Annotated in this window: 22 protein-coding genes and 1 tRNA gene; 17 read left to right on the forward strand and 6 right to left on the reverse strand. The window is 60.7% G+C overall.

Features of this window, described 5'->3' with window-relative positions; genetic code table 11:
* Positions 1-139: 139 nt before the first annotated feature.
* The 3 genes from HJB89_RS00565 to mepA all read right to left on the reverse strand — a co-directional run bounded on the left by HJB89_RS00565 (position 140) and on the right by mepA (position 2,751).
* On the reverse strand, positions 140-1,165 hold the full coding sequence (locus HJB89_RS00565) for a glucokinase (protein ID WP_207582456.1): 1,026 nt from the start codon (positions 1,163-1,165) through the stop codon (positions 140-142).
* Positions 1,166-1,182: 17 nt separating this feature from the next.
* Entirely contained in the window at positions 1,183-1,563 is a 381-nt protein-coding gene (locus HJB89_RS00570; RefSeq protein ID WP_164006080.1) for a methylglyoxal synthase, read from the reverse strand.
* A gap of 111 nt (positions 1,564-1,674) precedes the next feature.
* The gene (gene mepA / locus HJB89_RS00575) at positions 1,675-2,751 is read right to left on the reverse strand and encodes a penicillin-insensitive murein endopeptidase (protein WP_207582458.1); all 1,077 of its coding nucleotides are present in this window, start codon (positions 2,749-2,751) and stop codon (positions 1,675-1,677) included.
* A gap of 46 nt (positions 2,752-2,797) precedes the next feature.
* Between mepA and HJB89_RS00580 the strand changes: the two genes are divergently transcribed.
* The 8 genes from HJB89_RS00580 to pncB all read left to right on the forward strand — a co-directional run bounded on the left by HJB89_RS00580 (position 2,798) and on the right by pncB (position 11,822).
* Positions 2,798-3,001 carry a hypothetical protein gene (locus tag HJB89_RS00580; RefSeq protein ID WP_207582459.1) on the forward strand — a complete coding sequence of 68 codons (204 nt, stop codon included), beginning with the start codon at positions 2,798-2,800 and terminating at the stop codon, positions 2,999-3,001.
* A gap of 16 nt (positions 3,002-3,017) precedes the next feature.
* Positions 3,018-4,847, forward strand: a complete 1,830-nt coding sequence (locus HJB89_RS00585) for an extracellular solute-binding protein (RefSeq protein ID WP_207582460.1) — start codon at positions 3,018-3,020, stop codon at positions 4,845-4,847.
* 150 nt (positions 4,848-4,997) lie between these two features.
* Positions 4,998-6,086 carry a microcin C ABC transporter permease YejB gene (locus HJB89_RS00590; protein ID WP_207582461.1) on the forward strand — a complete coding sequence of 363 codons (1,089 nt, stop codon included), beginning with the start codon at positions 4,998-5,000 and terminating at the stop codon, positions 6,084-6,086.
* The gene (locus HJB89_RS00595; protein WP_207582462.1) at positions 6,086-7,234 is read left to right on the forward strand and encodes an ABC transporter permease; all 1,149 of its coding nucleotides are present in this window, start codon (positions 6,086-6,088) and stop codon (positions 7,232-7,234) included. The genes HJB89_RS00590 and HJB89_RS00595 overlap by 1 nt, the downstream gene beginning before the upstream one ends.
* Positions 7,231-8,868 (forward strand): ABC transporter ATP-binding protein, encoded by a 1,638-nt coding sequence (locus tag HJB89_RS00600; RefSeq protein WP_221148675.1) that lies wholly within the window; start codon positions 7,231-7,233, stop codon positions 8,866-8,868. The genes HJB89_RS00595 and HJB89_RS00600 overlap by 4 nt, the downstream gene beginning before the upstream one ends.
* 8 nt (positions 8,869-8,876) lie before the next feature.
* On the forward strand, positions 8,877-9,833 hold the full coding sequence (locus HJB89_RS00605; RefSeq protein WP_221148677.1) for a glyoxylate/hydroxypyruvate reductase A: 957 nt from the start codon (positions 8,877-8,879) through the stop codon (positions 9,831-9,833).
* A 131-nt stretch (positions 9,834-9,964) separates the two neighbouring features.
* Entirely contained in the window at positions 9,965-10,330 is a 366-nt protein-coding gene (locus HJB89_RS00610) for a hypothetical protein (protein WP_221148679.1), read from the forward strand.
* 187 nt (positions 10,331-10,517) lie between these two features.
* On the forward strand, positions 10,518-11,822 hold the full coding sequence (gene pncB / locus HJB89_RS00615; RefSeq protein WP_207582466.1) for a nicotinate phosphoribosyltransferase: 1,305 nt from the start codon (positions 10,518-10,520) through the stop codon (positions 11,820-11,822).
* Here pncB and HJB89_RS00620 read toward each other — a convergent pair.
* Complete coding sequence (locus HJB89_RS00620) at positions 11,804-12,043, reverse strand: CrpP-related protein (protein ID WP_207582467.1); 240 nt, start codon at positions 12,041-12,043, stop codon at positions 11,804-11,806. The genes pncB and HJB89_RS00620 overlap by 19 nt on opposite strands.
* Before the next feature lie 380 nt (positions 12,044-12,423).
* On the reverse strand, positions 12,424-12,633 hold the full coding sequence (locus tag HJB89_RS00625) for a KTSC domain-containing protein (protein ID WP_207582468.1): 210 nt from the start codon (positions 12,631-12,633) through the stop codon (positions 12,424-12,426).
* Positions 12,634-12,854: 221 nt separating this feature from the next.
* Here HJB89_RS00625 and HJB89_RS00630 point away from each other — a divergent pair, with 221 nt between their 5' ends.
* Positions 12,855-13,592, forward strand: a complete 738-nt coding sequence (locus HJB89_RS00630) for a hypothetical protein (RefSeq protein WP_207582469.1) — start codon at positions 12,855-12,857, stop codon at positions 13,590-13,592.
* 255 nt (positions 13,593-13,847) lie between these two features.
* On the opposite strand, the gene HJB89_RS00635 is transcribed toward HJB89_RS00630, so the two are convergent.
* Positions 13,848-13,937: transfer RNA gene (locus HJB89_RS00635), tRNA-Ser, on the reverse strand.
* A gap of 227 nt (positions 13,938-14,164) precedes the next feature.
* Between HJB89_RS00635 and HJB89_RS00640 the strand changes: the two genes are divergently transcribed.
* The 8 genes from HJB89_RS00640 to deoC all read left to right on the forward strand — a co-directional run bounded on the left by HJB89_RS00640 (position 14,165) and on the right by deoC (position 21,450).
* The gene (locus HJB89_RS00640) at positions 14,165-14,482 is read left to right on the forward strand and encodes a hypothetical protein (protein ID WP_207582470.1); all 318 of its coding nucleotides are present in this window, start codon (positions 14,165-14,167) and stop codon (positions 14,480-14,482) included.
* Between the two features lie 316 nt (positions 14,483-14,798).
* Positions 14,799-15,791 (forward strand): BMP family protein, encoded by a 993-nt coding sequence (locus HJB89_RS00645; protein ID WP_207582471.1) that lies wholly within the window; start codon positions 14,799-14,801, stop codon positions 15,789-15,791.
* 88 nt (positions 15,792-15,879) lie between these two features.
* Positions 15,880-17,391, forward strand: coding sequence for an ABC transporter ATP-binding protein (locus tag HJB89_RS00650; RefSeq protein WP_207582472.1), 1,512 nt, complete (start codon positions 15,880-15,882; stop codon positions 17,389-17,391).
* Positions 17,392-17,398: 7 nt separating this feature from the next.
* A complete protein-coding gene (locus HJB89_RS00655; protein WP_207582473.1) occupies positions 17,399-18,502 on the forward strand; it encodes an ABC transporter permease in 1,104 nt (367 codons plus the stop codon).
* A 10-nt stretch (positions 18,503-18,512) separates the two neighbouring features.
* Positions 18,513-19,484 (forward strand): ABC transporter permease, encoded by a 972-nt coding sequence (locus HJB89_RS00660; protein ID WP_207582474.1) that lies wholly within the window; start codon positions 18,513-18,515, stop codon positions 19,482-19,484.
* Between the two features lies 1 nt (position 19,485).
* On the forward strand, positions 19,486-19,875 hold the full coding sequence (locus tag HJB89_RS00665; protein WP_207582475.1) for a cytidine deaminase: 390 nt from the start codon (positions 19,486-19,488) through the stop codon (positions 19,873-19,875).
* A complete protein-coding gene (locus HJB89_RS00670; RefSeq protein WP_221148680.1) occupies positions 19,872-20,681 on the forward strand; it encodes a purine-nucleoside phosphorylase in 810 nt (269 codons plus the stop codon). The genes HJB89_RS00665 and HJB89_RS00670 overlap by 4 nt, the downstream gene beginning before the upstream one ends.
* Positions 20,674-21,450, forward strand: a complete 777-nt coding sequence (deoC, locus tag HJB89_RS00675) for a deoxyribose-phosphate aldolase (protein WP_207582477.1) — start codon at positions 20,674-20,676, stop codon at positions 21,448-21,450. The genes HJB89_RS00670 and deoC overlap by 8 nt, the downstream gene beginning before the upstream one ends.
* Position 21,451: the final 1 nt, after the last annotated feature.

Here is a 21,451-nt window from a genome sequence, read left to right on the forward strand (position 1 = left end):
TTCCTGTCTCGGACCAAACGCGGCGCGGGGGCGACGCGTACTTTTGCCGGCTCTATAAAGAGTTGGGACTGGTTTGGCTAGAGCGCCGCGCGTCCGGATAGGACGCGAAAGGGGCGCTCTATTGCTCTGCGCGCCGGGGTCAGCGCCGCCAGCGGCGGCCTTCCGTCGAGACGCCGAAATTCGCCGGCATGCGGGCATAGGAGGAAAGCCCGGCAAGCGCTGCCAGCGGATGCGTCACCACATAGGTCGGGATGGTGCGAAGCAGCGCCGTATGCGGCGCCTTGTCCTCGAAGGCGATGCGGAATTCCGGCCTCTTCAACGCCGGGAGGATCTTCTGTGAGATGCCGCCGGACAGATAGACGCCGCCGCGCGCCATGAAAACCATCGCCATGTCGCCCGCCACCCGGCCGAGATAGGTGGCAAACAGCGAGACGGTCTCAACGGCCGCCTTGTCGCTGCCGGCAAGTGCGTGCGAGGTGATGTCGGCCGGATCCTTCATCGTCGGCTGGATGCCGTCGACCACGCAGATGGCGTGGTAGAGGTTGACGAGGCCGCGCCCGCAGAGGATCTGCTCGGCGGAGACGCGGCCTTCGATCGTCTCGATATGGGGGAAGATTTGATAGTCGCGTTTGCTGCGCGGTCCGAGATCGACATGGCCGCCTTCGCCGGGAACCGGGATCCAGCTGTGTTGGGCATGCACCAGCCCGCCGACGCCGAGACCGGTGCCCGGTCCGAGCACGACGCGGGAGGCGATCAGGTCGCCGGTGGCGTCGCCGATGCGTTCGCGGTTCTCATCCGAAAGGGCGGCGACTGCCAGCGCCTGCGCCTCGAAATCGTTGACGACGAGCACGTCCTCCATGCCGAGGCCCTCGATCATCGTCTTTGGCCGCACCACCCAGTCGCAATTGGTCAGCGGGATCTCGTCGTCGTTGATCGGGCCGGCGACAGCAAGGATCGCCGAACGCGGCTGCACGGCTGTTTTGTCGAGCACGCCTTGCTGGATCGCTTCCTCGATCGTCGCGAAATCCGCCGTGCGCACGTTCGGAAACTGCTTCGGCTCGGCATAGGCATCGGTCAGGATGGAGAAGCGGGCATTCGTGCCGCCGATATCGCCGATCAGGATCGGGAAAGGCAGCGGAGCGGTGCTGTTGTTCGGTTTTGGCATGGCCGGTTCCGTGCTGATCAGGCTTCGAGTGTGGGAAGAAGTTTTATAGCGGTCGCGTGGTTGAGCGCCATCGGAATATCGTAAAAGATCGCCAGCCGCATCAGCGCCTTGACGTCGACATCGTGCGGCATCGGCGTCAAGGGGTCGACGAAGAAGATCAGGGCGTCGACCTCGCCGGTCGAAATCAGCGCGCCGATCTGCTGGTCGCCGCCGAGCGGTCCGCTTTTCAGCCTGGTGACGTCGAGATCCGGGGCGGCGTCGAGCACCCGCCCGCCGGTCGTGCCGGTGGCGACGATCTTCCAGCGGGAGAGGATGTCCCGGTGAGCGCGGGCGAAATCCGCCATGTCGTCTTTCTTCTGGTCATGCGCAATCAATGCAAGGCATTTGCCGCCGGCCATGAACCCAATCTCCGCCCAAGCAATTCAATCGATTTGACCGCTTCTATACCAAGAATTTGCGATTTGAAAGACAGCGCGCCCTCCCTCGGCGCCTCGGTCTCGGGCCGCCCTTCATTGTATCGCCGGCTTGTCGTTTGGAACCGGCCCGACATCCGGCAGTGCCCCATCGGGATCGGCGGCCGGCTCTGCTGCCGGAGCGGCGGTGAGCGCGCTTGCGGCGGAAGCTCCGCTATAGGTGGCGGCCTGCATCGAGGCGACGGCAGCGGCATCGAGCACCGCGGCGCAGCCCTTCGGCAGGTCCGAAACCATCATCTCGCGCGGCGGCTTCGGCGGTTTGGCGCCGGGCTTCGGCGGTTTCGGCGGCGCCCAGGGGGCCGGCGTGAACCACCAGGCGAGCGACTTGTCGCAGCCATCGCCGGCGGCAACAGGGGCTTGCGGCGTGCATCCGGCCGCACCGGCCGGGCATTTGATGCGGATGTGGAAATGCGAGTCATGGCCGTATTCCGGCCGAAGCTTGCCGAGATTGGTGCGGTCGCCCGTCCAGGTGTCGCACATCTTCTTCTTGATCGCCGGGTTGACGAATATGCGTTGCACCTCGGGATAGCTTGCCGCCAGCATCAGCAGCCGCGCCCGCGATTGCGTCCACACGTTCGGGTCGACGGTCAGGAACTTGTCCTTCTGCAGCATCGTGGTGAAGGGCAGGTCCTCGCGCTCCTTGGCCGTCATGCGGCGCGCCGGCATCGGCGTAAACCAGACATCGGCATCGAGGCCGATCTGGTGCGAGGCATGACCGTTGAACATCGGCCCGCCGCGCGGCTGCGCAATATCGCCGACGAGGATACCCGGCCAGCCGGCATATTTGGCCCCGTCCTCAGAAAGACGTTCGAGCAGCGAAATCATCGCCGGATTGCCCCAGCGGCGATTGCGCGAAAGCCGCATCGCCTCCCAGGTCGGCCCGTCGGTCGGCAGCGCCACCGCCCCGGTCATGCAGCCCTTGGCGTAAAAGCCGATCGGCTGCGCCGACCCCTGGGTCGGCATGCTGACGGCGCCGAACTGGCCTTTGGCGCTGCCTGGGCTTGGCGTCTTCTGCTCAGCGCCGACATCGCCGGCGGCAAGGCCTGCGCCGATTGCGCCGGCAAGCGTCAGTTTGCCGAATCTCCTGAAAGCCTGCGCGAAGCCGAAAGCCATACTATTTCCTTGAACCGCTGCCGAAGTGATTTGCGTCGAATCTATCGTGAAAAGCGATTTTGGTGAATCGATGATTTGGCTGGCGGGGATCGCCGCAGGCGGTGACGGATCGCCGCAGCGCTCGCCCGATCCCGCTGACGCTTTCAACCTTGACGCGGCCGAGCCAGGTCAAATTTTCGCGTGCCCGGCAAAAACCAAACTCTCTCCTGTTTTTCGCCGGTATTTTTCGTATTGTCGAACCCATCAATAATCAGGGGAAAGCGTGAATGGCTCTGTGGTCGAAGATCGGTGTATTTCTATCGCTTGCGGGGGCCTTGGCGCCCATGACGGCAACGGGTCAGGACCAGCCCTTTAAGATCGGCAGCTCCGTCATCAGCGAGATGAAGTACAAGCCGGGCTTTGCGCATTTCGACTATGTCAATCCTGATGCACTGAAAGGCGGAGATCTGCGCCTTTCAGCAAGCGGCGCCTTCGACACCTTCAACCCTCTGCTGGCAAAAGGCCAAACAGCGATAGGTCTGTCGCTTGCCTACGACACGTTGATGAAGCCGGCAGATGACGAACTCCTGGTTTCCTACGGTCTGCTTGCCGAGGGGCTATCCTATCCCGTTGACGTCTCCAGCGCGACATTTCGCCTGCGCAAGGAGGCGAAATGGGCAGATGGTCAGCCGGTAACGCCCGAAGACGTCATCTTCAGCCTGGACAAGACCAAGGAATTGAACCCCCTCGCCGGTAACTATTACCATCACGTCGTCAAGGCGGAAAAGACCGGCGATCGGGACGTCACCTTCATCTTCGACGAGAAGAACAACCGCGAACTGCCAAACATTCTTGGCCAGTTGATGATCGTGCCGAAACATTGGTGGGAGGCGGCCGGACCGGATGGCAAGCCGCGCGACATTACCAAGACGACTCTGGAGCCGGTGATGGGTTCCGGGCCTTACAAGATTGCTTCCTTCTCGCCCGGCGCCACGATCCGTTATGAACTGCGTGACGACTATTGGGGCAAGGATCTCAATGTGAATGTCGGCCAGAACAATTTCCGCAATGTCATCTACACCTATTTCGGTGATCGGGATGTCGAGTTCGAAGCCTTTCGCGCCGGCAATAGCGACTATTGGCAGGAGACTACGGCTGCCCGCTGGGCGACGGGATATGATTTTCCTGCAGTCAAGGAAGGACGCGTCAAAAAAGAGGAGGTTGCAAATCCGCTACGCTCCACCGGCATCCTGCAAGCGCTCGTACCCAACATGCGGCGTGACCTCTTCAAGGACGAGCGGGTCCGCGAGGCGCTGAACTACGGCCTCGATTTCGAGGAGCTGAACCGCACCGTTGCCTTTAACAGTTACAAGCGCATCGACAGCTATTTCTGGAACACCGACCTCGCCTCCTCCGGTCTGCCGCAGGGGCGTGAGCTCGAATTACTGCAAGGCCTGAAAGACAAGATTCCCCCGGAGGTCTTCACAACGCCGTACACCAATCCCGTCGGCGGCGATCCGCAGAAGAGCCGCGACAACCTCCGCAAGGCGATTGCTCTTCTGAAAGAAGCCGGTTGGGAGCTAAAGGGCAATCGCATGGTCAATACCAAGACCGGCCAGCCGATGAGTTTCGAGATACTGTTGTCGAGCGCCATGTTGGAGCGCTGGGCGGTGCCTTATGCCAGCAATCTCAAGAAAATCGGCATAGATGCGCGGGTTCGGACAGTCGACGCTTCGCAAGCTGTCAACCGCGAACGCAGCTTTGATTACGATATGATCTGGAATGTCTGGGCGGAGACGATGAATCCGGGCAATGAGCAAGCCGACTATTGGGGATCCGGCTCGGTCAACCAGCAGGGTTCTCGCAACTACGCCGGCATTGCCAACCCGGCCGTGGATGAGCTCATTCGCATGATTATCTTCGCGCCGAACCGCGACGAACAGGTCGCTGCGATCAAGGCCATGGACCGGGTCTTGCTTGCAAATCACTACGTCATCCCGCTGTTCTACCGTGATACCTACAACATCGCCTATTGGAACACCGTCACGCATCCGGCCGAGTTTCCGGCCTACAGCCTTGGCTTCCCCGATGCCTGGTGGTCGACCTCGGCAAAATGAGCGGGCTTGCAATACAGGGGTCCTGGGCTCCAAATGGCACGAGCGAATCACGACACGTCGGCAGGGCCGGCAACGGAAGGCTGACGGATTGAGCGGCATTGGACTGGACGGCGGGCAGGCAGAAAAATCATTCCCGGAGGCTGAAGGCTGATGGGCGCCTATATCTTTCGCCGCCTGCTATTGATGATCCCGACCATCATCGGGATCATGGCGATTTCCTTCACCGTCATTCAGTTCGCCCCCGGCGGCCCCGTCGAGCAGGTGATCGCCCAATTGACCGGTCAGGCCGACAGTGCCGACCAGCGTCTGTCCGGCGGTGGCGATCTTCTCGGCGGCGGCGGTAACGACGAAGGCTCTAAATATCGAGGCGCCCAGGGCCTCGATCCGGAACTGATCGCCAAGCTCGAAAAGCAGTTCGGCTTCGACAAGCCGCCGTTGACGCGGTTTGGCGAAATGATGTGGAATTACATCCGCTTCGATTTCGGCGAGAGCTTCTTCCGCAATACCTCCGTGCTCGAACTCGTCAAGGAGAAGCTGCCTGTGTCGATCTCGCTCGGCATCTGGATCCTGATCTTCTCCTATGCGATTTCCATCCCGCTCGGCATCCGCAAGGCGATCAAGGATGGATCGACCTTCGATGTCTGGACGTCCGGCGTCATCGTCGTCGGTTATGCCGTACCAAGCTTCCTCTTCGGCATTCTGCTGATCGTGCTTTTTGCCGGCGGCTCCTTCTACGACTGGTTTCCGCTGCGCGGCCTGGTCTCCGATAATTTCGACCAGCTGGCCTGGTGGCAGAAGCCGCTCGACTATTTCTGGCATCTCACCTTGCCGCTGATCTCGCTTTCGCTGTCGGCCTTCGCCACGACGACGCTGTTGACCAAGAACTCGTTCATCGAGGAGATCAAGAAGCAATATGTCGTCACTGCCCGCGCCAAGGGCCTGAACCAGCGGCAGGTGCTCTACGGTCATGTCTTCCGCAACGCCATGCTGATCATCATCGCTGGTTTTCCCGGCGCCTTCATCTCGGCTTTCTTCACCGGCTCGCTGCTGATCGAGAACATCTTCTCGCTGGATGGCCTCGGCCGTCTCGGCTATCTCTCGGTCATCAATCGGGACTACCCGATCGTCTTTGCCACGCTCTACATCTTCTCGCTGCTCGGCCTCGCGGTCAGCCTGGTTTCCGACTTGATCTACACCTGGATCGATCCGCGCATCGATTTCGAGCGGAGGGATGTCTGATGGACGCCGCCGCAAATCCTGCTGTTGCAGCGCCCGTCAAGCCGCCGCGCAAGGGCCTGCTGTCGCCGACCAACATCCGTCGCTGGCAGAATTTCCGGGCGAATGGCCGCGGTTACTGGGCGCTGTGGCTGTTTCTGCTGCTGTTCGTCCTCAGCCTGTTTGCCGAGTTCCTCGCCAACGACCGGCCGATCATCGCCTCCTACAAGGGCGAGATCCTCTTGCCGGTTCTCATTGACTATCCCGAGGAGAAGTTCGGCGGCTTCCTCGCCGAGACCGACTACCGTTCCTCGGTGATATCGGATGAGATCAATGCCAATGGCTGGATGATCTGGCCGCCGATCCGTTATTCCTACCGCTCGGTCAACTCAAACATTCCGCATTCGGCACCGACTGCCCCCTTCTGGCTGATGACCAGGGAGGAGCGCTGCGCCGGCTATCCGCAGGCCGTGAACGATCCGGATTGCACGCTGGGCAATCTCAACTGGCTCGGCACCGACGACCAGGCCCGCGACGTGCTGGCGCGCGTCATCTACGGTTTCCGGATTTCGGTGCTCTTCGGCCTGGTGCTGACCATCTGCTCGGCGATCATCGGCGTGACCGCGGGTGCGGTGCAGGGCTATTTCGGCGGCTGGACCGATCTGCTTTTGCAGCGTTTCATTGAAATCTGGTCGTCGATGCCGGTGCTTTACATCTTGCTCATCATCGCGGCCCTGCTGCCGCCCGGCTTCTTCGTGCTGCTCGGCATCATGCTGCTCTTTTCCTGGGTCGGCTTCGTCGGCATCGTGCGAGCCGAATTCCTGCGTGCCCGCAATTTCGAATATGTCCGCGCCGCCCGCGCGCTCGGCGTCAACAATCGCACCATCATGTGGCGCCACCTGCTGCCGAACGCCATGGTCGCGACGCTGACCTTCCTGCCCTTCATCCTCTCAGGCTCGATCACCACGCTGACCTCGCTCGACTTCCTCGGCTTCGGCATGCCGCCGGGCTCCCCTTCGCTCGGTGAAATGATCGCTCAGGGCAAGAGCAACCTGCAGGCGCCGTGGCTCGGGCTGACGGCCTTCTTCGCCATGTCGATCATGCTGTCCCTGCTGATCTTCATCGGCGAAGCCGTGCGCGATGCCTTCGACCCGAGGAAGACGTTTCAATGAGTGACATGACAGAACCGCTCCTTTCCGTCCGCGATCTCTCTGTTGCCTTTCATCAGGGCGGCGAGACCTCGCTTGCTGTCGATCACATCTCCTTCGATATCGCCAAGGGTGAGGTCGTGGCGCTGGTCGGCGAATCCGGTTCCGGCAAGTCGGTCTCGGCCAACTCGATCCTGCGGCTTTTGCCCTATCCCTCGGCAAGCCATCCCTCCGGCGAGATCCTGTTCAAGGGCAAGAACCTTCTGAAAGCGTCGGAACGGGCGTTGCGCGAAGTGCGCGGCAACGACATCACCATGATCTTCCAGGAGCCGATGACCTCGCTCAATCCGCTTCATTCGATCGAGAAGCAGATCGCCGAGATCCTGGCGCTGCACCAGGGCCTCACCGGCCAGCCGGCGCGCCAGCGCATACTGGAACTGTTGAACCAGGTCGGCATCCGCGAGCCTGAGAAGCGCTTGAAGGCCTATCCGCACGAGCTCTCCGGCGGCCAGCGCCAGCGCGTCATGATCGCAATGGCGCTCGCCAACCGGCCGGAATTGCTGATCGCCGACGAGCCGACCACCGCCCTCGATGTCACCGTCCAGGCGCAAATCCTCGAATTGCTCCGGCAGTTGAAGGCCGTGCACGGCATGTCGATGCTGTTCATCACCCATGACCTCGGCATCGTGCGTAAATTTGCCGATCGCGTCTGCGTCATGACCAAGGGCAGGATCGTCGAAACCGGAACGATCGAGGACGTCTTCGCCAATCCGAAGCACGAGTATACCCGCCACCTCCTCGCCTCCGAACCGCGCGGCGAGCCGCCGCTTGCCGATCCCGCAAAGCCGATGGTGATGGAAGGTTCCGACATTCGCGTCTGGTTCCCGATCAAAGCAGGGCTGATGCGCCGCGTCGTCGATCACGTGAAGGCGGTCGACGGCATCGATCTTTCGCTGCGTGCCGGGCAGACGCTCGGTGTCGTCGGCGAATCCGGTTCCGGCAAGACCACGCTTGGCCTGGCGCTCACCCGGCTGATTTCCTCGCAAGGGCGAATTGCCTTCGTCGGCAAGGATATAGCCGGCTATTCGTTCAGCGAGATGCGGCCGTTGCGCAACCAGCTGCAGGTGGTTTTCCAGGATCCCTACGGGTCGCTCAGCCCGCGAATGTCGGTCGGCGATATCGTCGCCGAAGGGTTGAAGGTCCATGAGCGCTCTTTGACATCGGAAGAGCGCGACCAGCGCGTCTGCTGGGCGCTGGAGGAAGTCGGTCTCGATCCCCTGACCCGCTGGCGTTATCCGCACGAATTCTCCGGCGGTCAGCGCCAGCGCATCGCCATTGCCCGCGCGATGGTGCTGAAACCGCGCTTCGTCATGCTCGACGAGCCAACCTCCGCGCTCGACATGAGCGTGCAGGCCCAGGTGGTCGATCTCTTGCGCGATCTGCAGAAGAAGCACGATCTCGCCTATCTCTTCATTAGTCATGACCTGAAGGTGGTGAAGGCGCTCGCCAACGACGTCATCGTCATGCGATTTGGCAAGGTGGTGGAGCAGGGCCCGTCATCGGAAATCTTCCGCGCGCCGAAGGACGAATACACCAGGGCGCTGATGGCGGCCGCTTTCAACATTGAGGCGGTGCCGACCCCCACCGTGCAGCAGTAAAGATGATCATGCCGACACCTCCCGTTCTCGTCGATATCAAGTTCAATCCCGAAGGCGTCGCCCGCGTGTTGAAGACGGCCTTTTCCGATCGCGGCAGCATCAATCTCGCCGATGCGGCCGATCGGATGCGCGATCTCCGCGAGGCCGAATATGCGCTGCTCTGGAAGCCGGATGCCGACCTTTTCGCACGGGCGCCAAACCTCAAGGTGATCTTCTCCGGCGGCGCCGGCGTCGACCATATTATCGGCATGGACGGTCTGCCGGAGATCCCGATCGTCCGTTTCGTCGATCGCAGCCTGACGACCCGCATGAGCGAATGGGTGGTCATGCAGTGCCTGATGCATCTGCGGGGGCAATATGCCCATGACAGCCACCAACGGCAGCGCCAATGGGCCAAGCTGATCGCGCCGGAAGCGGCGGAGGTGACGGTCGGCGTCATGGGCCTCGGCATTCTCGGGTTGGATGCGGTCGCCAAGCTGAAGGTGATGGGTTTTAACGTCATCGGCTGGTCGCGCACCCGCAAGGAGATCAACGGCGTCGAAACCTTCGATGCCGGCGCATTGGACGGGTTCCTCGCAAGGACCGACATCCTTGTCGGCTTGCTGCCGCTCACCGCTGAGACGACGGGGTTTTATGATAGCGGGCTATTCAAAAAGCTGCGCTGCGACGGCGCGCTCGGGCGCCCGATCCTCATCAATGCCGGCCGCGGCAAGAGCCAGGTCGAAGCCGATATCGTTTCCGCGATCCGCGACGGCACCCTCGGCGGCGCTTCGTTGGATGTCTTCGAGGTGGAGCCGCTTGGGCTCGACAACCCGTTGTGGGAACTGGAGAACGTCTTCATCACGCCGCACGACGCGGCCGTCTCCGAAGAAAACGCGCTGTTCCGCCATGTCGAGACGCAGATCGCCCGTTTCGAGCGCGGCGAGCCGCTGCAATTCGTGGTCGACCGCGCCGTCGGCTATTAGAGCGTCATGCAGAAACCTGTCAGCGCCTAAAATCATCCGGATCTAAGCCCCCGGAACCTTCCAGACAGCCACCCGTTTCCCTGTGGAATTCTCGGGCCGGATCCGGCCCGTCAAGACAGCGGAAGGAAACGATGATGGCACATCAGACGGAAACACGCTGGGAAAAGTCTGACGGCAAGCTTCACAGGGAAGAGCAGATCCCGCCGGTGAAGGCGAGGCAGGGGCGCACGGGTTATCGCATCCTGCTGGTGCTGCTCGCCGCGCTGGTGTTGGCTTTCGTGGTTTGGATCCCGGTGGAGATCTGGGGCAAGCGCGAAGCAAACGAGGTGGCGCCGCAGCAGCCCGGCCAGCAGCTGCAGTCGCAGCAGCCTGCCACGGCACCTGCGCCAACGCTGCAAAACGGCACTGCGGTTCCGACCGAGACGCCAAACACTAAGCCGGCCGCCCCTGGTGTCACGCCTGCAGCGCCGGCCCAACCCGTAGCGCCGGCCCAATAAGCATTCGGTAAATGAGCTCTCGCATCCCGCCGCCATTCGCGCCGCGGGATGCTTGTTGTTTTATCTGGACTTTGTCTGTCGATTTTTCGATAAGAAGGCGCACGAGCCGGTTCGTGCGCCGGCCCGGACTTGGCAATCGCCGGGAATTTGGCAGCACCTGACCGGAGTGGACAGGGGCAGGAATTTTATGGCCAGGACCGATATTGCAAGACGCGTCTACAATCACGCCTGGAAACTCGATCCGATCGTTCGCAGCCTGATCGATACCGACTTCTATAAGCTTCTGATGCTGCAGATGATCTGGAAGCTTTATCCTGACGTGAACGCGTCTTTTACCCTCATCAATCGGACTAAGCGCGTGCGCCTTGCCGATGAGATCGACGAAGGTGAATTGCGCGAACAGCTCGATCACGCCCGCACGCTGAAACTCGCCAAGAAGGAGATGATCTGGCTGGCGGGTAACAGTTTCTATGGCCGCGCCCAGATCTTCGAGCCGGAATTCCTCGCCTGGCTTTCCAACTTTCAGCTGCCCGAATACGAGCTGTCGAAGAAGGACGGTCAATATGTACTGGATTTCCATGGGGCCTGGAAGGAAACCACCATGTGGGAGATCCCGGCGCTCGCCATCGTCAACGAATTGCGGTCGCGCTCGGCGATGAAGGCGCTCGGTCCCTTCACCCTCGATGTGCTCTATGCCCGCGCCAAGGCGAGGATGTGGTCGAAGGTCGAACGGCTGAAGGAACTGCCGGGCTTGCGCATTTCCGATTTCGGCACCCGCCGCCGTCACAGTTTCCTCTGGCAGCGCTGGTGCGTCGAAGCGCTGAAGGAAGGCATCGGCCCGGCCTTTACCGGCACCAGCAACGTGTTGCTGGCGATGGATTCCGATCTCGAGGCCGTCGGCACCAATGCCCACGAACTGCCGATGGTGGCTGCCGCCCTTGCGCAAACCGATGAGCAGCTGCGCAACGCGCCCTACAAGATCCTGCGCGACTGGAACAAGCTCTATGGCGGCAACCTTCTGATCGTCCTGCCGGATGCTTTCGGCACTGCCGCTTTCCTGCGCGACGCGCCGGAATGGGTCGCCGACTGGACCGGCTTTCGCCCGGACAGTGCCCCGCCGATCGAAGGCGGTGAAAAGATTGTCGACTGGTGGAAGAAAATGGGTCGCGATCCGCGCCAGAAGCTGCTGATCTTCTCCGACGGTCTCGATGTCGACGCCATCATCGATACCTACCGGCATTTCGAAGGCCGCGTGCGCATGAGCTTCGGCTGGGGCACGAACCTGACGAACGATTTTTCCGGCTGTGCGCCGATCGAAATATCCGGCCTCAACCCGATCTCGGTCGTCTGCAAGGTCAGCGACGCCAACGGCCGTCCGGCGGTCAAGCTCTCCGACAATCCGCAGAAGGCGACGGGTGACCCCGCAGAGGTCGAGCGCTACCTGAAATTCTTCGGCGCCGAGGACAGGATCGATCAGACCGTTCTGGTGTAGGCGAGCGACAATGCGCCGCCATCCCGTGGCGCATTGCTTTGCCCCGCCATCGCATCCTCGATCGACCAGCCGAAGCGCCAGGCGTCAAACATCGAGTACCATTCCTGGAAATCGGTGATCGGCAGAATATCCGGCTTCGACATCGGATTGTCGGCCAAGCTGCGGCCACGCGCACGGTCCCGTACGCCACGCTCCTGCATCTCAAGCAGAGTCTCGAACATCGTCACCCCCTTGGTCCTATCCGATAGATTTATGCAATCATGCTAATAAAACATTGTCGAGTCCGGATTCGATGATTGGAGTTTTTCACAGGATTAGCCCCAAATCGCTAGTTCAGGGGTAACGGAGACCGCAACGACCCGGGATCATGCGATCACGATCAACGAAAATAGCGTGACGGGGAGGCCCGGCTTTCTGGCTGGGGTCCGCCACCGAGCCTCCCGGCTAGCCGACCCTGAACAAGCCGGCAGCGCCGACACGTTGCCGCCTTCCGGCCGACGCGATCCAACCAGGATAACAGGGAGGGTTAAAGGGCCGTTAATATCCACCGGACCTGTCCCGATCGGGAGCATTCCGGGACGTAAGCTGGCGCCTCCGCTTGTCAGGCAGCCAGTCTCCGAAACCGGGTTCTGATCCGGTCGAGGTAATAATGGCCGGGAGACGGCGCCACTGTCATCGCATGGGCTTCCGAGGACGGAACGCCTTCGAACAGCCGCTCCTCCCCATTCTTGAAGCAAATCCTGAGCCGCGCGTCTTCCTGGCTGAAATAGACGGACTTGATGATCTTCGACTTTACCGACAGTTCTTCCACCTGTTTAATCTCCGTGTTTTAGTTTGGCAGAAGATAAACCCAAACGTGCAAAGACGCGGTGAAGCGGCATGGTAAAAAATCAGGAATCGTTCGACGCGCTGTGGGCCGTCGACATATTCTTGGTTCCCAGCACGTTGATGACGCGCCCTGCATTTGACAGCGCTGTATTTTGATGACGATATCTCGACTCGGCAGCGAGCGGCAGGCTAGCAGGGGTGACAATGCTGAGTGACACGATTTCCTTCCTAAGGCATAATCTGTTTCTTATTTGTTTTGTTGTTGCAATAAGTTGCGCGGTCATAGTATTTTCTGAGTACAATGAGAGCAGTCGTGGCGGTTCAACTCAGTTTTTTGTTGCGCTATATTTAGGATATTGTGCCCAAAATACCATATTGAGCGGAACGGAACGAGTGCAGATCAACCGAGGGATGGTTGGGTTTGGCAGCTACATCTGGAAAAATTTCCTCATTGTGCTTGTCGTAATGGCTATCGTAATCGGCCTCCCTCTCGCCTTCGGCGCCGCTTCCTTGTCGACGGGTGGACTTGTACTGGTATGCGGCGGGCTGTTCGCAATTAGCTATCCGTCGCTCCTCGCCCTTGTCGGAACCTGGCCGACTGCCGGAATTGCAGGTTCAACCAGCGGACTTGCAGATGCCTTTGCCAGGGGCCGACATGGCTTCGTTCCAACCTTTTTGCGCCTGTTTGCCGGGATTATTCTTCCCTCTATCGTTCCGTTTCTATTGATGGCCATAGCGGCGTCTATGTCATACCAAGCGGCTGCTGTTTTTCAGGGTGGAAAAATAAGCCTCGCGGCTTTGGCACTGCTTATTGTTTCGCAAAGCCTAGGGACATTTGGAATATGCTATGCCTCCATCGTTCTGGCTCGCAAATTTCAGATGTCCGAGGGAGGGCTTCATACAATCTCAGCGACAAGCGAGATCTCGGAAATTTTCCAATAGGTATCCGTAACCGTGATCACGTTGGATCGTTCTTGGCAGGCAATTCGATCGCCGGGCGGCTGAGCGAAAAGGCTTTTGAGTTCTGTCCCACAAGTCGGAGCCTCAAGCTTCTTCGAGTCGGTTTCGTCATGGTCAGGTGAGAAGCGCAGATGTCTGCAAGCGCAGACTGTTCTCCGGGTACGCGCCTTCGGGCACGCAATCGATTTTCTCGAATCTTGCGGTGTCGCTGAAGATGCAAGGGGTCCCCTTGCGGTATGGCGGACAGGGTGGGATTCGAACCCACGGTACGCTTTCACGTACACACGCGTTCCAGGCGTGCGCCTTAAACCACTCGGCCACCTGTCCTTCTTTGGCGTTCGCGCCTGGATAGGAGCAAATCGTCGGAACGGCGCGATATATACCGATGAATTTTTGTCGATCAACCGAAATCTAACAGTTTTTTGACTTCTTCAGATAAAACTCGCCTCGACCCGTCCATTGTGCTTCACATCATCGATGACTATGTAATTCTCAAGGTGGAGAATGGCGCGGCCGGCCGGAATTGTCTGGCATAACGAGCGTCGGAGGAATTGATGCGTTTCCTGTTGCGTCTGGCCAGCCTTGTCGCGCTTGCGGCGGCCGTTATTGCCGGGACCATCGATTCGATCCAATCGGTTGCAGCGTCCTCAGTGGTGATGACGCCGATCTCCGATGCCTGGCAGGATGTGAGCCCGACAACCCTCATGTCGCTGCAATCCTCCCTTTCCTACTATGTCCACCCGCGGTTCTACACCTTCATCTTCCAATGGCTGATGCTCCAGCCGGCCTTTGCCGTTTTCCTGGTGATCGCGCTGCTTCTCTGGATGATCGGTTATAAGAAGCCGCCGGTGGCTGGTCGCTTCACCGCATAGGCAAGCCCTTTTGCCGCCGCGACCCGGCCGGGAATCCGATCGGCCTCCATTGTTTCCGTAGCCCCGACATGGCTGCCGGATTGGCTGGAAATTTCGCATCCCGACGACGGAAATGTCTAAAAATCAGCCCCGAAGAACGGATTTTCGGCAATCGCTGCAAATCTTTACCAGCTGAAAAATTTCTGGTGAATTTTTCCGTGAGCCATGCAAGGATGCACGCAGCCAGGCCTCCGGGGGGAGGTCGGTGGTTCCGCAGACATGTCCGAAAAGGACTTGCGGGAGGACCCCTAACGAATAGCAACAACAGGGCTGCACAATGAAAAAAACCCTTCTCACTCTCCTTGCCGTGGCTGCCATGTCGACGACGGCGCTCGCTGCCGATGTCAAGCCGGCGCTGGTTTACGGCACCGGCGGGAAGTTCGATAAGTCCTTCAACGAGGCGGCCTACAACGGCGCCGAGAAGTTCAAGGCCGAGACCGGCATTGCCTATCGCGACTTCGAGCCGACGGGCGACACCCAGGGCGAACAGGCCATCCGCAACTTTGCAAGCCGCGGTTTCAATCCGGTGGTAGCCGTTTCCTTCGCCTGGACCTCGGCCATCGAGAAGGTCGCAGCCGAATTCCCCGACACCAAGTTCATCATCGTCGACTCCGTCGTCGATAAACCGAACGTTCGCTCGGTGGTCTACAAGGAAGAAGAAGGCTCTTACCTCGTCGGCGTTCTCGCCGGCATGGCATCGAAGACCGGCAAGGTCGGCTTCGTCGGCGGCATGGACATTCCGCTGATCCGCAAGTTCGAATGTGGCTATGAACAGGGCGCACGCGCCGCCAAGGCCGATGTCGAAGTTTTCCAGAACATGACCGGCACCACGGGTGCAGCCTGGAATGACCCGGTTCGCGGCGGCGAACTCACCAAGAACCAGATCGATCAGGGCGCCGATGTCATCTACGCGGCAGCTGGTGCTACCGGTCTCGGCGTTCTGCAGACGGCCGCCGACAACAAGAAGCTTTCGATCGGCGTCGATTCCAACCAGAACCATCTGCATCCGGGCTCTGTTCTGACCTCGATGGTCAAGCGCGTCGATCTCGCCGTCTACAACGCCTATACCGACACTAAGAACGACAAGTTCACCGGTGGCGTCCAGGCGCTCGGCGTCAAGGAAGAGGGTGTCGGCGCAGCGATCGACGACAACAACAAGTCGTTGATCACGCCGGAAATGCAGGCGGCCGTCGACAAGGCCAAGGCCGATATCATCGCGGGGACCATCAAGGTTCACGATTACACCTCGGACAACGCTTGCCCGAAGTGATCCGCGCCCGGAAATGATCGACGATTGAGATCGGGCGTATGGCGGAGGGGATTTTCGCCATACGCCCTTTTCTTATTTGGAGCCTGCAGTGACAGATAAGCCCGCTATCGAGCTTGTCGGCATCGATAAGAAATTCGGTGCCGTCCATGCCAACAAGGACATCAACCTCACCGTCGCCAGGGGGACGATCCACGGCATCATCGGCGAAAACGGCGCCGGCAAATCGACGCTGATGTCGATCATCTACGGTTTCTACCATGCCGATAGCGGCGAGATCCGCGTCAACGGCAATCCCGTCACCATCCGCGACAGCCAGGCGGCGATCGCCACCGGCATCGGCATGGTGCACCAGCATTTCATGCTGGTCGACAATTTCACGGTGCTTGAGAACATCATGCTCGGCGCCGAAGGCGGCATGCTGCTGGCGAGAGGTGTTGCATCGGCCCGCGCCGAACTCAAGCGGCTGGAAACGGAATACGGTCTCGAGGTCGATCCGGATGCGCTGATCGAAGAGCTTCCGGTCGGCCTGCAGCAGCGCGTCGAAATCCTGAAAGCCATGTATCGCGGCGCCGAGATCCTGATCCTCGACGAACCCACCGGCGTGTTGACGCCGGCAGAGGCCGATCACCTCTTCCGCATCCTCAAGGTGCTGCGCGACCAGGGCAAGACGATCATCCTCATCACCCATAAGCTGCGCGAGATCATGGCGATCACCGATACCGTCTCGGTCATGCGCCGCGGCGAGATGGTCGCGACCCGCAAGACGGCGGAAACGACGGTGGAGGAGCTTGCCGAGCTGATGGTTGGTCGCCGCGTGCTGCTGCGCGTACAGAAAGGCGAGGCGAACCCCGGCGCCGCCGTGCTCTCCGTCCGCAACCTTTCGGTCAAGGACAATCGCGGCGTCACCATGGTCGACAATGTCTCCTTCGACGTGCGCGCCGGCGAGATCGTCGGCATTGCCGGGGTTGCCGGCAACGGCCAGTCCGAATTGCTGGAAGCGATTGCCGGCATCCGCAAGCCGACCTCCGGCGAAATCCTTCTCGACGGCCAGACGATCGACAAGGCCGATCCCGCCCGCCTGCGCGAACTCGGTCTCGCCCATATTCCCGAAGACCGCCACCACATGGGCTTGGTGCTGAAATTTGAGGAATACGAAAATTCCGTGCTCGGCTATCACCGGCGCCCGGGCTACAGCAAAGGTCCACTACTTGATCTCGAAGCGATCCGCAAGGATGCGATGGAGATGATCGAGAAATACGATATCCGTCCGCCGAACCCGCGGCTGAAGACGGCGAATTTTTCCGGCGGCAACCAGCAGAAGATCGTCGTTGCCCGTGAGATCGAGCGCGATCCGAAGATGCTGATCATCGGCCAGCCGACCCGCGGCGTCGATATTGGCGCCATCGAATTCATCCACCGCCGGATCATCGAAATGCGTGACGCCGGCAAGGCGATCCTGCTCGTCTCCGTCGAACTCGATGAAGTCCGCTCCCTTTCAGACCGTATCCTTGTCATGTTTGCCGGCCATGTGGTCGGCGAGAAGACGCCCGATGCCGGTGAACAGACCCTCGGCCTGATGATGGCCGGCATTGCCGCGTGAGGCCTTTATGAGCACTGCTTCCGTTCCGCTACCACACTGGATCAACTACGGCCTGATTCCGCTTTTAAACCTCGTCGTCGCCTTCCTGATCTCCGGTTTTGTCGTCTGGCTGATCGGCGAAAGCCCGCTAGACGCGCTGTCGCTGCTGCTCGAGGGCGCGCTCGGCAACGGCGAAGGCATCGGCTTCACGCTCTACTATGCGACGAGCTTCATTTTTACTGGCCTCTCCGTCGCGGTGGCAATCCATGCCGGCCTCTTCAACATCGGCTCCGAAGGCCAGGCCTATGTCGGCGGTCTCGGCTGCGCGCTGGTGGCACTGGCGCTCGATCGTTACGTGCCCTGGTATGTGACGATGCCGATCGCCGTCATCGGCGCAGGTCTCTTTGGTGCGGCCTGGGCCTTCATCCCCGCTTTCCTCCAGGCAAAGCGCGGTAGCCACATCGTCATCACGACGATCATGTTCAACTATATCGCCGCCGCCCTCATGGTGTATCTGCTGGTGCACGTGCTGATCGTGCCGGGCAAGATGGCGCCTGAAACCCGCACCTTCCTTGAGGGAGGGCAGCTTCCAAAGCTTGGTTGGCTCATGACGACGTTCGGAGCCAAGCTGGGTGCTGCGCCGTTCAACGTCTCCTTTATCATCGCCCTTCTTGCCGCCTGGTTTGTCTGGGTCCTGATCTGGCGCACCAAGCTCGGCTTCGAGATGCGCACGCTGGGCGTCAGCCGAACGGCGGCCGACTATGCCGGCATCCCCTATGCCCGCACGGTCATTGTCGCCATGCTGCTCTCCGGCGCCCTTGCCGGCATGATGGCGCTGAACCCCGTCATGGGTTCGTCGGCCCGCCTGCAGGTGGAATTCGTCGGTGGTGCCGGCTTCGTCGGCATCGCCGTGTCGCTGATGGGCCGCAACCATCCGCTCGGCATCATCATGGCGGCGATCCTGTTCGGCATCCTCTACCAGGGTGGCGATTGGGTCTCCTTCGAAATGCCGAACATCACCCGCGAGATGATCCTTGTCATCCAGGGTCTGGTGATCCTCTTCGCCGGCGCGCTGGAATACATGTTCCGGCCGGCGATGGTGCGGCTCTACCAACAGTTCAAGCGCGGTTAAGGAGCGGGCGATGGATTATTATGACATCTTCATCAGCGTTCTGAGCTCGACCATCCGCCTGTCGATCCCGCTGATCTTCACCGCCCTTGCCGGTCTGTTTTCGGAACGCGCCGGCATCTTCGATATCGGCCTTGAGGGCAAGATGCTGGGCTCGGCCTTTGCTGCCGCCTGCATCGCCTATCTCACCGATTCGGCCTGGCTCGGGCTCGGTGCCGGCATCGTCTGTTCGGTGGCGCTCAGCCTGGTGCATGGCTTTGCCTCGATCACCAACCGCGGCAATCAGATCGTCTCGGGTGTGGCGATCAACTTCTTCATCGCCGGCATCACCATCGTGCTCGGTCAGGCCTGGTTCGGCCAAGGCGGGCGCACGCCGCAGCTGTCGCCGGATGCGCGTTTCGCACCGATCATCCTGCCGGGTGCCGATGCCGCCCGCGACATACCGATCTTCGGCCCGCTTTATGCCAATGTCATATCGGGCAACAATATTCTGACCTACCTCGCCTTTCTTGCCGTGCCGTTTTCCTGGTGGGTGCTTTACCGCACCCGCTTCGGCCTGCGGCTGCGCGCCGTCGGCGAAAACCCCGGTGCGGTGGATACGGCCGGCATCTCGGTCGCCTGGCTGCGCTACCGCGCCGTCATGTGCGCCGGCATCCTCTGCGGCTTTGCCGGCACCTATCTGGCAATCGCCCAGTCCGCCGCCTTCATCAAGGACATGTCGGCCGGCAAGGGCTACATCGCGCTCGCCGCCCTCGTCTTCGCCAAGTGGAAGCCGGTGCCGGTGATGTTTGCCTGCCTGCTCTTCGGCTTCCTCGATGCGCTGGCCAATTTCATGCAGGGCAAGCAGGTGCCGCTGATCGGCGAAGTGCCAGTGCAGGTCTTTCAGGCGCTGCCCTATATCCTGACCTGCGTCCTGCTTGCCGGCTTCATCGGCGTCGCGACCCCGCCGAAAGCCGGCGGCGTGCCCTATACGAAGGAGCGTTGATATGTCCCACGACCTGTTCGAAGCCGCCCGCGGCGCGATGGCTTTTGCCCATGCGCCCTATTCGAAATTCCCGGTCGGTGCGGCGATCCGCGCCGAGGACGGCAAGGTCTATACCGGCGCCAACATCGAAAACCTGTCCTTTCCGCAAGGGTGGTGTGCCGAGCCGACGGCGATCAGCGCCATGATCATGGGCGGCGCCAAGAAGATCGTCGAAATGGCGGTCATTGCCGAGAAGCTGCCGCTCTGCCCGCCCTGCGGCGGTTGCCGCCAGAAGATCTCCGAATTCGCCTCCAAGGAGACGAAGATCTATCTCTGTGATGACGCAGGCGTGCAGAAGACGATGACGATGGAAGAGCTTCTTCCCTTCAGCTTCGAGACCGAACTCGGATGAAGGCGACAGTCAACCTGCTTGCCGCTTTGCTCGGCGGCATCAAGCCGCGCCACGGCATCGTGCTCGGCTCCGGTCTCGGCTCCCTGGTCGGCCAGCTGGACGGCGCCGTGCGTGTTCCCTATCGCGACCTGCCGGACTTTCCCGTCAGTGCCGTCTCCGGTCACGCGGGCGAAGTCGTCGCCGGCCGCCTTGGAGGCGTGCCTATCGTCATGCTCTCCGGCCGTGTGCATTATTACGAAAAGGGCGATGCCAGCGCCATGCGCCTGCCGATCGAGGTGCTGAAGGCGCTCGGCGTCGAAGCGCTGATCCTGACCAATTCTGCCGGATCGCTACGCGACGACCTGCCGCCCGGTTCGGTGATGCAAATCACCGATCACATCAACTATTCCGGCATGAACCCGCTGATCGGCGAGGAAAGCGACCATCGTTTCGTCGGTATGACCAATGCCTATGATGCGGGCCTTGCTGGGGCGATGCAAAGGGCAGCGGCCAAACTCGAAATCGAGCTGGCGCGCGGTGTCTATATGTGGTTTTCGGGCCCGAGCTTCGAAACGCCCGCCGAAATCCGCATGGCCCGCATCCTCGGTGCCGATGCCGTCGGCATGTCGACGGTGCCCGAGGTCATCATTGCAAGAATGCTGGGCCTGAGGGTTGCCGCCGCCTCGGTTATCACCAACTATGGGGCTGGCATGACCGGCAATGAGCTCAGCCATGAAGAAACCAAGGACATGGCGCCCATCGGCGGCGCCCGTCTCGCCGCCATATTGAAAGACATGATTGCGGCCGGAGGAAGTAAAGATGAATAGCCATTCCATCCGGGAAACGGCGGCTGTCGCCCTTTCCCTTCTCGATCTCACCAATTTGAAGGACGATTGCACCGAGGCGCAGATCGATGTGCTCTGCGCCCGCGCGCAGACGCCCTACGGCAACAGCGCTGCAATCTGCATCTGGCCGCGCTTCGTCGCTCAGGCCCGCAATATCCTCGGCATCGGCCATGCCGTGCGCATCGCTACCGTCGTCAACTTCCCCTCCGGCGATATGGAAGTGGCCGACGTCGCCGCCGAGACACGCGAGGCGATTGCCGACGGCGCCGACGAGATCGATCTGGTCATCCCCTATCGCAAGCTGCTTTCCGGCAATGAGAAGGCGGTGACCGACATGGTCAGGGCCGTGCGCGCCGAATGCGCCGGCCTTGTCCTTCTGAAGGTCATCATCGAGAGCGGCGAGTTGAAGGATGCGGCATTGATCCGCCGCGCCTCTGAACTCGCCATCGACGCCGGCGCCGATTTCATCAAGACATCTACCGGCAAGGTCGCCGTCAATGCGACACTCGAGGCCGCCGACATCATGATCCGCGCCATTCGCGAAAGCGGCCGCAAGGTCGGGTTCAAGCCAGCCGGCGGCATCGGTTCGGTGGCTGATGCCGCGCTCTATCTGAGTCTTGCCGAAACCATCATGGCGCCCGACTGGGCGATGCCGTCGACCTTCCGTTTCGGCGCTTCCAGTCTGCTTGACGATATCCTGGCGGTTCTGAGCGGAACACAGTCTGCACCGGCTGCGGCGTCGAGCTATTGAG

This window comes from Rhizobium sp. NZLR8 (assembly GCF_019685025.1).
Classification (GTDB): domain Bacteria; phylum Pseudomonadota; class Alphaproteobacteria; order Rhizobiales; family Rhizobiaceae; genus Rhizobium.